General features: G+C 63.4%; 10 protein-coding genes. 4 read left to right on the plus strand and 6 right to left on the minus strand.

The features are described 5' to 3' along the window. The first annotated feature begins 61 nt into the window (after window positions 1-61). Window positions 62-1,993, plus strand: a complete 1,932-nt coding sequence (locus tag AAEQ75_RS06125; RefSeq protein ID WP_343351165.1) for a putative nucleotidyltransferase substrate binding domain-containing protein — start codon at window positions 62-64, stop codon at window positions 1,991-1,993. Continuing rightward, window positions 1,990-2,691 carry a 3'-5' exonuclease gene (locus AAEQ75_RS06130; protein ID WP_106733276.1) on the plus strand — a complete coding sequence of 234 codons (702 nt, stop codon included), beginning with the start codon at window positions 1,990-1,992 and terminating at the stop codon, window positions 2,689-2,691. The genes AAEQ75_RS06125 and AAEQ75_RS06130 overlap by 4 nt, the downstream gene beginning before the upstream one ends. A 124-nt stretch (window positions 2,692-2,815) precedes the next feature. On the opposite strand, the gene yegQ is transcribed toward AAEQ75_RS06130, so the two are convergent. From yegQ to creD, 6 genes are all read right to left on the minus strand, one after another. Next, window positions 2,816-4,123, minus strand: coding sequence for a tRNA 5-hydroxyuridine modification protein YegQ (gene yegQ, locus AAEQ75_RS06135; protein WP_343351166.1), 1,308 nt, complete (start codon window positions 4,121-4,123; stop codon window positions 2,816-2,818). Between the two features lie 164 nt (window positions 4,124-4,287). Next, window positions 4,288-4,794 (minus strand): hypothetical protein, encoded by a 507-nt coding sequence (locus AAEQ75_RS06140; RefSeq protein WP_230925814.1) that lies wholly within the window; start codon window positions 4,792-4,794, stop codon window positions 4,288-4,290. A 91-nt stretch (window positions 4,795-4,885) separates the two neighbouring features. Then, window positions 4,886-6,655 carry a sodium:solute symporter family protein gene (locus tag AAEQ75_RS06145; RefSeq protein WP_343351167.1) on the minus strand — a complete coding sequence of 590 codons (1,770 nt, stop codon included), beginning with the start codon at window positions 6,653-6,655 and terminating at the stop codon, window positions 4,886-4,888. 6 nt (window positions 6,656-6,661) lie between these two features. After that, the gene (locus AAEQ75_RS06150) at window positions 6,662-6,922 is read right to left on the minus strand and encodes a DUF4212 domain-containing protein (RefSeq protein ID WP_003463859.1); all 261 of its coding nucleotides are present in this window, start codon (window positions 6,920-6,922) and stop codon (window positions 6,662-6,664) included. Between the two features lie 306 nt (window positions 6,923-7,228). Further along, window positions 7,229-7,531, minus strand: a complete 303-nt coding sequence (locus AAEQ75_RS06155) for a hypothetical protein (protein WP_256835825.1) — start codon at window positions 7,529-7,531, stop codon at window positions 7,229-7,231. A gap of 51 nt (window positions 7,532-7,582) precedes the next feature. Continuing rightward, a complete protein-coding gene (gene creD, locus AAEQ75_RS06160) occupies window positions 7,583-8,926 on the minus strand; it encodes a cell envelope integrity protein CreD (protein ID WP_343351168.1) in 1,344 nt (447 codons plus the stop codon). A 175-nt stretch (window positions 8,927-9,101) separates the two neighbouring features. On the opposite strand from creD, the gene AAEQ75_RS06165 reads away from it, so the two are divergent. Together AAEQ75_RS06165 and AAEQ75_RS06170 are read left to right on the plus strand one after the other, a co-directional pair. After that, a complete protein-coding gene (locus tag AAEQ75_RS06165) occupies window positions 9,102-10,733 on the plus strand; it encodes a VRR-NUC domain-containing protein (protein WP_343351169.1) in 1,632 nt (543 codons plus the stop codon). Next, a complete protein-coding gene (locus AAEQ75_RS06170; RefSeq protein WP_343351170.1) occupies window positions 10,730-13,030 on the plus strand; it encodes an ATP-dependent DNA helicase in 2,301 nt (766 codons plus the stop codon). Before AAEQ75_RS06165 ends, AAEQ75_RS06170 begins: the two co-directional genes overlap by 4 nt. Window positions 13,031-13,098 lie beyond the last annotated feature (68 nt).

The raw sequence follows: 13,098 nt of genomic DNA on the forward strand, positions 1-13,098 counted from the left end.
TGGGCAACCCGGCGGGCCAGAGCCACACTGACAACATCCCGAAACTGCGAGGCGCAAGCCCATGAGCAAGGCCGACGCAATGGCCGATGCGGGCAAGACTGCGGTGCTTCAGAACATCCACGGCACCATGGAGTTCCTGCACAAGTTCCCGCCTTTTAACCAGATGGACACCGCTCACCTGGCGTATCTGGTCGAGCACTGCCAGCTGCGCTTCTATGCCGAAGGTGACTCGATCATCAAACCCAGCGATGGCCCGGTCGAGCACTTCTACATCGTCAAACAGGGCCGCGTGCACGGTGAGCGCCCACACAGCGCCCGGCGTGGTACGGAAACCACCTTCGAGATCACCGCCGGCGAGTGCTTCCCCCTGGCGGCGCTGATCGGCGAACGCGCCACGCGTACCGAGCACCTGGCCGCCGAGGACACCTTCTGCCTGCTGTTGGCCAAGCACGCCTTCATCAAGCTGTTCGCCGTTTCCAACCCGCTGCGCGACTTCGCCCTGCGCGGGGTCAGCAGCCTGCTCGATCAGGTCAACCAGCAGGTACAGCTGCGCGCGGTGGAAACCCTCGGCGCGCAATACTCGCTGGACACCCGCCTGGGTGAACTGGCCATGCGCCAACCCATCGGCTGCGCCCCCGCCACGCCGCTGCGCGAGGCGGTGCGGCTGATGCACGAACAGCATGTCGGCAGCATCGTCATCGTCGATCCGGCCGAGCGGCCGCTGGGCATCTTCACCCTGCGCGACCTGCGCCGGGTAGTCGCCGATGGCGTCGACCTGGCCCAGCCCATCGACAATCTGATGACACCCAATCCATTTCATCTGGCGCCGGATGCCAGCGCCTTCGATGCCGCCATCGCCATGACCGAGCGGCACATCGCCCACGTCTGCCTGGTGGAGCACGAGAAACTCTGCGGGGTGATTTCCGAGCGCGATCTGTTCAGCCTCCAGCGCGTCGACCTGGTGCATCTGGCACGCACCATCCGCCATGCCGGCAAGGTCGAAACCCTGGCCGGGCTGCGCAGCGACATCCGCTTGCTGGTCGACCGCATGCTCGCCCACGGCGCCAGTTCGACGCAGATCACCCATATCGTCACCCTGCTCAACGACCACACCGTATGCCGGGTGATCGAGCTGACCCTCGAGGAAATGGGCGATCCGGGCATCCCCTTCACCTGGCTGTGCTTCGGCAGCGAAGGCCGCCGCGAACAGACCCTGCACACCGACCAGGACAACGGCATCCTCTTCGAGGCGGAAAACGCCAGCGAGGCTGCGGCGATTCGCGAACGCCTGCTGCCGATCGCCCGCGAGATCAACCAGCGCCTGGCGCAGTGTGGCTTTACCCTGTGCAAGGGCAACATCATGGCCGGCAATCCCGAGCTATGCCTGTCACGCCAGGAATGGTCACGGCGCTTTGCTGGCTTCGTTCTCGAAGCCACGCCGGAGAATCTGCTGGGCTCGTCGATCTACTTCGACCTGCGCACTATCTGGGGGCCGGACGAAGGCTGCGAACAACTGCGCGAAGAATTGCTCCGCCGCGTCGCCAGCAACAGCCTGTTCCAGAAGATGCTGGCCGAGAATGCCCTGCGCCACCGCCCGCCGGTTGGACGTTTCCGCGACTTCGTGGTGGCCCGTTCGGGCGCCGACAAGGACACCCTCGACCTCAAGGTGCAGGGCCTCACGCCCTTCGTCGACGGCGCCCGTTTGCTCGCGCTGGCCAACGGCATCAGTGCGGTCGGTACCCTGGAGCGCCTGCGCGCGCTGATCAGTAAGGGCGTGATCGAGGCCCTGGACGGCGCCGCCTACGAAGAGGCCTACCACTTCATTCAGCAGACGCGCATGCAGCAACATCAGTTGCAGGCACGCGACGAGCTACCCTACTCCAACCGCGTCGACCCCGACCACCTCAACCACCTGGACCGGCGTATTCTGCGCGAGTCGTTCCGCCAGGCGCAGCGCCTGCAGAGCAGCCTGGCCATGAGGTATCAGTTATGAGCAAGTTCACCTGGTTCACCGGCCGCGGTCCGGCCCTGACCCAGCAGCAGTTGCAACGCCGCGACGCCTTGAGCGCCCCGGCAGCGTTCGACGACCGTCCGCTGCACCAGCAGCGCTTCGTCGTGCTCGACCTGGAAACCACCGGCCTGAACATGCGCCGTGATCAGGTGCTGGCCATCGGCGCGGTGGTGATCGACAACGGCGCCATCGACTTCGCCGAACAGTTCGAATGCACCCTGCACCGCGCCGATCACCAAGCCAGCGCCAGCACCCTGATTCACGGCATCGCCCCCAGCGAAGTGGCCCGTGGCGTCGAGCCGAGCGAGGCGCTGCTGGATTTCATGGAGTTCGTCGGCAGCAGCCCGCTGCTGGCCTTCCATGCCGAATTCGACCAACGCATGCTGGCGCGCGCACTGCGCCAGAGCCTGGGCTATCGCCTGCAACACCATTTCTTCGATGTCGCCGAAATCGCCCCGCTGCTGTGCCCGCAAGCGCGCATTCGTCAGGGCGGGCTCGACGACTGGGTCGCCGAATTCGGCCTGCAGGTGCACCAGCGCCACAACGCCAGTGCCGATGCGCTGGTCACCGCCGAACTGGCGCTGATGCTGTTCAGCAAAGCGCGCCGCCAGGGCATCGACAGCCTCTGCGAGCTGGAGCGTCAGTTGGCCAGCCGGCGGCGGCGGCAGCAGGCCATGTAGCAACGCCCAGCGCATCGCCCGCAAGCGGGCGCCTACAGATAGCCTTTATCGCGGCTAAAGCCGCTCCCTGGGTTCGTAGTCGCCGCGGGCTGCGCATAGTTCGTTTTATCCACCGGCCGAGAGCCTACAGATTGCGCATCAGCAGCCCGTATTCCAGTTGCACATCTGCCGGCAGCGGCAGATAAAGCACGTGACCGTCGCCCGGAGCCACCTGCTGCGCCTGGCCCTGGGCGTTCTGCAGGTGTTCCAACGTGAAGTGCAGATTGCCCTGCGGCGTCATCAGCTCCAGGCCGTCACCCACGGCGAAGCGGTTCTTCACCCGCACCTCGACCAGCTCGCCACGGCGCTCACCGGTGAGTTCGCCAACGAACTGCTGGCGCTCCGCGACCGAGCTGCCGCGCTCGTAATTCTGGTATTCGTCGTGCACATGACGACGCAGAAAGCCTTCGGTGTAACCGCGATGCGCCAATGACTCCAGGCTGCCCAGCAGGCTCGGGTCGAAGGGTTTGCCGGCCAGCGCATCGTCGATGGCTCGGCGGTAGACCTGCGCCGTGCGCGCCACGTAGAAATGGCTCTTGGTGCGCCCCTCGATCTTCAGCGAATGCACGCCCATGCGCAGCAGACGCTCGACGTGCTGCACCGCGCGCAGGTCCTTGGAGTTCATGATGTAGGTGCCGTGCTCGTCTTCGAAAGCGGCCATTTCTTCACCTGGACGGCCGGACTCTTCGAGCACGAAAGCCTGGGTGCTCGGTGCGCCTTGCCCTAATGTCGGCTCGACCACACGGACGATTTCGCCCAGTTCGTTCTCGCTTGCCGGCGTGGCCTGGTATTGCCAGCGACAGGCGTTGGTACAGGTGCCCTGGTTGGGATCGCGGCGATTGATGTAGCCCGACAACAGGCAACGCCCGGAATAGGCCATGCACAGCGCGCCATGGACGAACACCTCCAGCTCCATGCCCGGCACCTGGCTGCGGATTTCCTCAATTTCTTCCAGCGCCAGCTCACGCGAGAGGATCACCCGCGTCAGCCCCTGCTGACGCCAGAACTCGACACTGGCCCAGTTCACCGCATTGGCCTGCACCGAGAGGTGAATCGGCATCTGCGGATAATGCTGACGCACCAGCATGATCAGGCCCGGGTCGGACATGATCAGCGCATCCGGCGCCATCTCGATCACCGGCGCCAGATCCTTGAGAAAGGTCTTCAGCTTGGCATTGTGCGGGGCGATGTTGACCACCACGTAGAACTGCTTGCCCTGAGCATGTGCCTCGGCGATGCCCAGGGCTAGGCTGGCGTGGTCGAACTCGTTGTTGCGCACGCGCAGGCTGTAACGCGGCTGCCCGGCATACACCGCATCGGCGCCGTAGGCGAAGGCATAACGCATGTTCTTCAGGGTGCCGGCTGGCGACAACAGCTCAGGGAAACGGGGCATGGCCGCACGCTCGAAAATCAGGGGCTGGCGATTCTATGCAGGTGGCAGGCGTGGATATTGATCTGGGTCTATCGGGGGCGGAAAAGCACCTGGTGGGTTAAATGGATCAGGCGGTCGCGTAGGGTACGCCGTGCGCACCACTGCCGCGACGCAAACATGGAAGGCTAGCGACACACCTGGCGATACAGCGCGTCGTCCTGGTCGATACGCTTGAGTTGCGCCAGCAGGGGCTGCTGTTTCTCATCCAGCGGCAACAGCTCGGCCGTCGTGCAATTGAGCAGATGGGCGCGGTGCGATACGTGATCGATATGCTGCTTCTCGAACCGATAGAGCATGAACTCGGCCACTTGCGCATCCGCCAGCTGCTTGTGCACGACGCTCTTGCTGTCGAGCACGGTAAAGGCAGTGACCATCGGCACGAAGTAACTCCACGGACGCCAGAACACATGCCCCGCCTCGGTCGCCACCACCACTGATTCTGCAGGCTGGCGCGCCTGCTGATGCTCGAACCAGGAATACTCGTAGAACACCTGATAACCCAGCATCCCCAGGCCACCGAACAGCGGCACGATCCACTTTGGCAGCTTGTTGCGCGTCAGTTTGCGCAGCAGCAGAGCGATACCGGCAGTACCGAGCCCCGCCACCACGATGGCAAGCAATGTCCACAACATAGAAATGTTCCCGAAAAAAGACGGGCCTCCAATGGAGGCCCGTCTGTCAGAGCCTGGACCATCAAGCGATGGCGTCAGGCCAGGATTATGCTTAGTGGTCCAGAGCGGCACCAGCACCTTTTGGAGTACGTACGCTTTCCACCAGGTCCTGGATTTCCTGCGGCGGTGCAGCAGTGACCTGCGATACGGCGTAGGCCACGGCGAAGTTGATCAGCGCACCGACGGTACCGAACGAAGCCGGCGAGATACCCATGAACCACTGGTCCGGGGTGTTCGGCAGCATGTTGGTACCCGGAATGAAGAACCAGCCCAGGTAGGTGAAGATGTACAGCAGGGTGATCACCAGGCCGGCGATCATGCCGCAGATCGCACCCTTGTCGTTCATGCGCTTGGAGAAGATCCCCATCATCAGCACCGGGAACAGCGTTGCAGCGGCAATACCGAAGGCCAACGCCACCACCTGCGCAGCGAACCCTGGTGGATTGAGGCCCAGATAGGTCGCCAGCAGAATCGCTGCCGCCATCGATAGCCGCGCTGCGAGCATCTCGTTCTTCTCGCTGATCTTCGGATTTATCAGCGTCTTGATCAGGTCATGACTGATCGCCGAAGAAATCGCCAGCAACAAACCAGCCGCCGTCGACAGTGCCGCCGCGATGGCGCCCGCTGCGATCAGACCGACCACCCAACCCGGCAGGTTGGCGATCTCGGGGTTGGCCAGTACCAGGATGTCGTTATTCACGGTCAATTCGTTACCGTTCCAGCCACGTTCCTGCGCGGTCGCAGTGAAGGCCGGGGCGGCATCGTTGTACATCTGGATGCGACCGTCACCGTTCTTGTCTTCCCAGGCGATCAGGCCAGTCTGTTCCCAGGTCTTGACCCACTCAGGACGCTCTTCATAGGACAGAGCCGGTGCCGAAGCGCCTTCCGGATAAATGGTGGTGATCAGGTTCAGACGTGCCATGGAAGCAACAGCCGGCGCGGTGAGGTACAGCAGGGCGATGAAGATCAGCGTCCAACCTGCGGACCAGCGCGCATCGGCCACTTTCGGCACGGTGAAGAAGCGGATGATCACGTGCGGCAGACCGGCGGTACCGATCATCAGCGACATGGTGAACAGCACCATGTTCAGCTTGTTGTCGACATCGGCGGTGTAGGCGGCGAAGCCCAGTTCACGCACGACTTCGTCGAGTTTCTGCAGCAGCGGCACGCCGGAATCGACATGGTCACCGAACAGGCCCAGCGGCGGAATCGGGTTACCGGTCAGCTGCAGGGAGATGAAGATGGCCGGAATGGTATAGGCCACGATCAGCACCACGTACTGCGCCACCTGGGTGTAGGTGATGCCCTTCATGCCGCCGAATACGGCGTAAGCGAAGACCACGGCCGCAGCGATCCAGATACCAGTGGAGTTGCTCACTTCGAGGAAGCGCGAGAAGGCAACACCGGCACCAGCCATCTGACCGATCACGTAGGTGACGGAGATGATCACCAGGCAGATCACCGCAGTCAGGCGTGCGCCGCGACTGTAGAAGCGATCACCGATGAAATCCGGCACGGTGAACTTGCCGAACTTGCGCAGGTAGGGCGCCAGCAGCATCGCCAGCAGCACGTAGCCGCCGGTCCACCCCATGAGGAAGGTGGAGTTGGCATAACCACCAGCGGCGATCAGGCCCGCCATGGAAATGAAGGATGCAGCGGACATCCAGTCAGCGGCGGTCGCCATGCCGTTGGTGACCGGATGCACACCACCGCCAGCGACGTAGAACTCTTTGGTGGAGCCGGCACGCGCCCAGATGGCGATGCCGATGTAGAGCGCGAAGGACGCCCCTACGAACAACATGTTGATAACGAACTGGCTCATGACCACTTACTCCTCGACGCCAAATTCTTTATCAAGTTTGTTCAATCTCCACGCGTAGTGAAAAATGAGCCCGATAAAGAAGAGGATTGAGCCTTGCTGCGCAAACCAGAATCCGAGGTCGGAACCGCCAACGGAGATTCCCGCGACCATCGGGCGCAGGATCATGGCGAATCCGTAGGAAACCAGCGCCCAGACGATCAGGCTCCAGGTGATGAGCCGCACATTGGCCTTCCAATAGGCCGCGGCATTGCTTTGTTCAGAAGTCATAGACGCCTCCGGTTATTGTTATTCTGATGCAGCTTCAAACTAGCAGCAGGCCAGTACCGACCGACAGATAGACATTGGTATTAGCCGCATCGCAGAGCACACCTGGAGCGTCTGGGAATTGCCTGACGCAATACTCCCGGACTGCACCGGGCTACAAAATTTCCCTCCTCAAGCACGGCTTCTGCCGCACCTCAGCACATTCCTTTTGATCACCCTGCCTCGCCTGCAATCGAAGAAACAACCCAGCAATCCGCCGCGCCAGAAGGTACCCGGCACGCGCCTCCTCGCGCAGGCCGACATACCCGCTCATGGCCGATACCACAGGCGCATAAAGCCCAGTGCCAGCAGCAGGCCGACCTGGCCCAACGCTGCGCACAGCGACAGAAAAGAGCGCAGCGTGCTGTTTTGCGCCGCGTCCTGAATGCCGGTCAGCGCGCTCCAGAAACCGTCCGGCAGCAGCATCAGGCTCAGGCTGGCGAGCGGCTTTCCAGTCATCAGCAGGCCGTCGATCAGGTTGAACCAGCCGCAGAACATCAGGCCGATGAGGATCATCACCGCCACCACCAGACCGAGGCCAAGGCAGGCGGAGAATTGCACGAGAAGACGCATGGGGATTACCTCCGACAAGAGGGCGGCCTGCACTGACCGCGCCGATCAGATTCAGGCTTGCGGAGCGCTACGGCCAACGCCGTACCAGTCCAGTTTGCGGGTCAGCACCATCACGCTGCCGAGCACGCCGAACACCAGCAGCGAGCCCATCAACAGGGCGTAGTCCTCGGCATTGAGCAGGCCGTAGAGCATGGCGTACAGCGCCGCCAGCAAAGCGCCAAAACCCAGGCCGCGCCGCCAGCTGTGCAGCACGAAGCTGACGTAGAAACCAATCAGCCCAACGCAGGCGCTGGCAGACAGGCCGTAGGCCAGGGCGAAGTCCAGATGCTCGGAGAGCGACAGCAGCAGCAGGTAGAACAGCGCCAGCGACAGGCCCACCAGGGCGTATTGCACCGGGTGCACGGCCAGGCGCTTGAGCACCTCGAAGAGGAAGAAGGTGGCGAAGGTCAGGGCGATGAACAGCAGCGCATATTTGATCGCACGATCGGTCTTCAGGTACTGATCCACCGGGTCGACGAAGCTGACCCCGAAGTTGCGGCCGAACAAAGCCTGGCAACGATCACCGCCCACGCAGTCGCGCAATGCCTCCTCCAGATTGGTGGCGAAGAAGCTGGTCTGCCACTCGGCAGTGAAGCCTGCGGCACTGATCTCGCGGCTGCTCGGCAGGTATTCACCGACGAAGCTCGGGTGCGGCCAGTCGGAACTCAGCTTGACCCGGCTGTCCCGCCCGACCGGCACCACCGAGAGCTGCTCGGTGCCCTGCAGTTTCAGATCGAAAGCGAACTCGAGAATCTGCCCGCCCTGCGCATCCAGAGCCGGGATCGGTGCATGCACGCCAGCGCCGAAGTTATCGTCAGCACTGCCCGGCGCGAAGCTCAGGGTCTGGCCATTCAGACGCAACTGCAGATCGTTGCTGATGCCACGGATATCGCTGATGCCGACCGAAAGAAAGGGTTTCTCGAAGCGGTAGAACCCCAGGTCGTCGCCCAGCCCCAGGCGCGACGGCAGGCGAAAATGGCCGCTGACCTGGCTGTCGCTGCGATACAGGCGCGCTTCATAAATGCCACGGGCACGCAATTCGGTGCCCACCTGACCTTCGAGTACGAAGCGCTCCGGCAGGAAGTACAGGCGACCACGCCGTTGACGCTCTTCGCTATAGCGCTCACCGGTCTTCTCGTTGGTCTTCCACTCATGAGTGGTCTTGATATACGGCAGCACCAGGATCGGCCCGGTGATCTGCTGGCTGTAGCTGGAACTGCGGGCAATGCCCTGCATCACCTCATAGCGCAGGCCCTGGCGCTCATCGACCAGGCCATCGATCATCAACAGGGGAATCATCAGCAACAAAATCAGCAGGGCGATGGCGCCCAGCTTGAAGCCTAGGGAACGGCTCATGGTACGGCTCTCCGTAGCGAGTGAAGGTACAGCAGAGTCTGGGCAGCGATGGTGGGAGGCGTGTGGGGCGCACGTGGAGATTGTGTGGAGAATGCGGGAGCGCTGTACGCCGATTCGTCATCCAGCAGCTCGGCGGCACTGGCATCTGTATAAAAAACCAGTAAAACTTCGCCCCATGCTCAGCCTCGACGCTCCCGAACTCTATTATCTGGCCAACTTCCGCAAGGCCCTCGCCTGGCTCGACACCCATCACCGTGAACTGATGGATGACGCCGAGCGCGCCTTCGTTGCGCACTTTCCCCAGTTGCCATTGCCCACCCAGGCGCTGCTGGTACGCCTGGTGATGCGCAAGGGCATTCACTTTCGCGCGAGCAAACTGCGCTACGCCGAGATCGGCGATATCCCAACTGCCGCAGAACCATTGCTGGAACTGGGCTGGCTGATCGACTGCGCCGCACTGAGCTTCGACGAACTCGGCGCCCTGCTGCTCAAAGACGAACTGGCCGCGCATTTCGCCGCCGACCTGCCGCGCGGGACGTTGAAGAAAAGCGAAGTGCTCGAGCACCTGCGTGAGCTGCATATCGAACCGCGCAGCCTGGCCGACTGGTGCCCGAATATGGAGGAGAGTCTGCTGAGCCTGGCCATCGGCCCGCTGTGCGACCGCCTGCGCCTGATGTTCTTCGGCAACCTGGCGCAGGAGTGGTCGGAGTTCGTACTCGCCGACCTGGGGATATTCCGTTACGAACAGGTGCCAATCACACCGGGCTCGCGCGGCTTTCGCCACCGCCAGGACGTCGACGACTACTTGCACCTGCGCGCCTGCCGCGAGGCTTTCGAGGTCGGCATGCCGGTGACCGAGGTTCTGCAGCACCTTGGCGATTTCTCCAGCGACAGCCCGCATATCGGCGAACGCCACCAGCGCCTGCTGCTGCAATTGGCGCAGCATCTGGAGCGCGCTGGCGAGCTGGACTCGGCGCTGGCGCTATACCGCGACACCCGCGCGGTCGGCTCGCGGCAACGGCAGATCCGCGTGCTGGAGCGCCTCGGCCAGGATGCCGAAGCATTGGCACTGGCCGAACAAGTAATCGCGGCGCCGCACAACGCCGAAGAGGCGCAACTGGCCGAACGAGCCCGCACACGGTTGCGCAAACGCCTCGGCCTACCACCTGCGACCAAGGCGGCGAAGCTGATCGAGGACCGCCTCGACCTGCGCCTGCCGCGCGCTGCCAGCGTCGAGCTGGCTGTGGCCATGCACTTGGCAGAACCCAATGCACCCGTGCATTACGTGGAGAACACGCTGATCTGCGGGCTGTTCGGCCTGCTCTGCTGGGAGGCGATCTTCGCCCCCATGCCCGGCGCCTTCTTCCACCCCTTCCATACCGGCCCGGTGGATCTGCACCGCGGCGATTTCCATGAACGTCGCCGCGAACTGTTCGACGCCTGCCTGGCGCGTCTGGACGACGGTAGCTACATCGAGGCCATGCGCCGCACCCATGCCGAGAAATTCGGCATCCAGTCGCCCTTCGTGTTCTGGGAACTGCTCGATGCCGAGCGCCTGGAACAGGCCATGGCCTGCCTGCCACCGCAGCACCTGGGGGCCTGGTTCCGCCGCCTGCTGGCCGATATTCGCGAGAACCGCACCGGCATGCCTGACCTGATCCAATTCTGGCCGACCGAAGGCCGCTACCGGATGATCGAAGTAAAAGGCCCCGGCGACCGCCTGCAGGACAACCAGAAGCGCTGGCTGGCCTTCTGCGCCGAGCACGGCATGCCGGTCAGCGTGTGCTACGTGGAGTGGAGCGATTGAACCTGCGCGTCGCCGTGCGCGAGCTGTGCGAGTTCACCGCCAAGGAAGGTGACCTCGACCTGCGCTTCACCCCCTCGCCCACTGCGCAGGAAGGCATGGCCGGGCACGCCACGGTGGTGACCCGGCGCGGCCCGGATTACGTGGCAGAGCTGCCACTGATCGGCGAGTTCGAGGGGCTGACGGTCAGTGGCCGCGCCGATGGTTTCGATCCCGAGTTTCGCCTGCTGGAAGAGATCAAAACCCACCGTGGCGACATCTCGCGCATCCCCGCCAACCACCGCCTGCTGCACTGGGCGCAGGTGAAGATCTACGGCTGGCTGCTGTGCCAGGAACTGGGCTTCGAGGAACTGGATCTGGCAGTGGTGTACTTCAACGTCATGACCCAGCAGGAAACGATATTCCGCGAGCGCCATAGCGCCGCGTCGCTAGGTGAATTCTTCGCCCTGCACTGCCGCCGTTACATCGAATGGGCGCGGCAGGAACAGGCGCATCAGCACGCACGCAACCAGGCATTGGAAGCGCTGGAGTTCCCCTACGGCGAATTTCGCCATGGCCAACGGCAACTGGCCGAAGCCGTATACCGCGCCGCGCGTGACGGCCACTACCTGCTGGCGCAGGCCACCACCGGCATCGGCAAGACCCTCGGCACCCTGTTCCCGCAGCTCAAGGCCATGCCCGGCCAGCAGCTCGACCGCCTGTTCTTCCTCAGCGCCAAGACGCCAGGCCGGCGCCTGGCACTCGATGCCCTGCAACGCCTGCGCGAACCCGACACGCCGCTGCGCGTGCTGGAACACGTAGCCCGCGACAAGGCCTGCGAACACCCAAGCAAAGCCTGCCATGGCGACTCCTGCCCGCTGGCCAAGGGTTTCTATGACCGCCTGCCGGCGGCGCGCAGTGCGGCGCTGAAGGAACGCTGGTTGGATCAGCAGGCGGTGCGCAATATCGCCATCGCCCATGGCGTGTGCCCCTACTACCTGAGCCAGGAGCTGTGCCGCTGGAGCGACGTAGTGGTGGGCGACTACAACTACTACTTCGACCTCGGCGCCCTGCTGCACAGCCTCACCCTGATCAACCAGTGGCGCGTCTGTCTGCTGGTGGACGAGGCGCACAACCTGGTGGAACGCGGGCGCGGCATGTACAGCGCCGAGCTGGATCAGGCGCGCTTCAAGGCCATGTGCCGAGACGCGCCGAAACGCCTGAAAAGCGTGCTGGAACGGGTCGACCGCCACTGGGATCAACTGCACCGCGAGCAAGCGGTGCCTTACCAGGTCTACCCGCTGGCGCCGGACTTGCTACTCGCCGCCCTGGGCAAGGCGGTCAGCGCCATCACCGACCTGCTCACCGACCAGCCCGAAGGCAATGGCGGCGAACTGCTCAGCTTTTACATGGACGCCATGCTGTTCTGCCGCCTGGCGGAAAGCTTCGGCCCGCACTCGCTGTTCGACATCAATCGCGACGAGGCAGGTAACGGTCGCAGCTACTCGACCCTGTGCATCCGCAATATCCTGCCGGCGCCCTTCCTCGGCCCGCGCTTCGAGGACGCCCACAGCGCCACGCTGTTCTCCGCCACCCTCAGCCCCAGCCACTACTACCTCGACCTGCTCGGCCTGCCGGAAGAGACCCAGTGCCTGGACGTCGCCTCGCCATTCAGCGCCGAACAACTGCACGTCCAGGTGGTGCGTAACCTGTCCACCCGCTACCAGCACCGCGACGCCTCGCTGGCGCCGATCTGCCAGTTGATGGCGCGCCAGTACGCCGAACGCCCCGGCAACTACCTGGCCTTCTTTAGCAGCTATCAGTACCTGGAACAGGTGCTACAGGAATTGCGCCGCGATCACCCGCAGATTCCGGTATGGACGCAGTCACGGCAGATGGACGAAGCGGCGCGCCAGGGCTTTATCGAGCGCTTCCAGATCGGTGGCCGCGGTATCGGCTTCGCCGTGCTCGGTGGAGTATTCGGCGAAGGTGTCGACCTGCCCGGCGAACGCCTGATCGGCGCCTTCGTCGCCACCCTCGGCCTGGCCCAGCTCAACCCCATCAACGAAGAAATCCGCCAGCGCATGGACACCCTGTTCGGCAATGGCTACGACTACACCTACCTCTACCCCGGCCTGCAAAAGGTCGTGCAAGCCGCCGGCCGGGTGATCCGCACGCCCGAAGACCAGGGCGTGCTCTACCTGATCGACGATCGCTTCGCCCGCCCCGAAGTGCGCCGCCTGCTGCCAAGCTGGTGGCGGGTGGAGTTGTTGCGCTTGCCGCACAGAACATCCACACCTGAACCACAACCTCTCCTGTAGGAGATTTATCCGCGATCATCACCGCCAAAGAACCGTAGCCTGGGCTGAGCGAAGCGATACCTGGGAGG

The organism is Pseudomonas sediminis (genome assembly GCF_039555755.1).
Lineage (GTDB): Bacteria > Pseudomonadota > Gammaproteobacteria > Pseudomonadales > Pseudomonadaceae > Aquipseudomonas > Aquipseudomonas mendocina_D.

Coding starts and splice junctions, on each gene's coding strand:
- AAEQ75_RS06125 (WP_343351165.1), top strand. CDS start 62: ATGAGCAAGGCCGACGCAATGGCCGATGCGGGCAAGACTGCGGTGCTT.
- AAEQ75_RS06130 (WP_106733276.1), top strand. CDS start 1,990: ATGAGCAAGTTCACCTGGTTCACCGGCCGCGGTCCGGCCCTGACCCAG.
- yegQ (WP_343351166.1), bottom strand. CDS start 4,123: ATGCCCCGTTTCCCTGAGCTGTTGTCGCCAGCCGGCACCCTGAAGAAC.
- AAEQ75_RS06140 (WP_230925814.1), bottom strand. CDS start 4,794: ATGTTGTGGACATTGCTTGCCATCGTGGTGGCGGGGCTCGGTACTGCC.
- AAEQ75_RS06145 (WP_343351167.1), bottom strand. CDS start 6,655: ATGAGCCAGTTCGTTATCAACATGTTGTTCGTAGGGGCGTCCTTCGCG.
- AAEQ75_RS06150 (WP_003463859.1), bottom strand. CDS start 6,922: ATGACTTCTGAACAAAGCAATGCCGCGGCCTATTGGAAGGCCAATGTG.
- AAEQ75_RS06155 (WP_256835825.1), bottom strand. CDS start 7,531: ATGCGTCTTCTCGTGCAATTCTCCGCCTGCCTTGGCCTCGGTCTGGTG.
- creD (WP_343351168.1), bottom strand. CDS start 8,926: ATGAGCCGTTCCCTAGGCTTCAAGCTGGGCGCCATCGCCCTGCTGATT.
- AAEQ75_RS06165 (WP_343351169.1), top strand. CDS start 9,102: ATGCTCAGCCTCGACGCTCCCGAACTCTATTATCTGGCCAACTTCCGC.